This window comes from Microbacterium sp. UBA3394, from assembly GCF_002358725.1.
Taxonomy (GTDB): domain Bacteria; phylum Actinomycetota; class Actinomycetes; order Actinomycetales; family Microbacteriaceae; genus Microbacterium; species Microbacterium luteum.
The window spans coordinates 9,007-9,232 of sequence record NZ_DEPK01000019.1 but is presented as its reverse complement, the minus strand read 5'-3'; the positions used below and the strand labels follow the sequence as shown (position 1 = coordinate 9,232).

Sequence of the window (226 nt, the reverse complement as noted above, 5' to 3'; positions counted from 1 at the left end):
GTGGAAGACCACGCGCTGGAAGTAGTCGCCACCCGTCGGGTCGTCGGAGTACTGGTCGAACGCGACGATGTTGCCGTCGTGGCGGGTGATCAGGGCCGACACGGCGGCGACGATTCCGGGTCGGTCGGTGCCGTGGACGATGAGACACGCGTGGTCGGGCAGAAGGTGGGGGCTGGGAGCGGCCATGCATCGATTCTGCCGTGTCCGCCGGTCGGGCGCGCGCGGG

General features: G+C 69.9%; 1 protein-coding gene. It reads right to left on the bottom strand.

Going from position 1 to position 226, the window contains the following annotated elements; all coding sequences use genetic code 11:
• Nucleotides 1-186: ACT domain-containing protein (locus B4E30_RS00790; protein WP_286793088.1), on the bottom strand; the 186-nt coding region annotated here is incomplete at its 3' end.
• Nucleotides 187-226 lie beyond the last annotated feature (40 nt).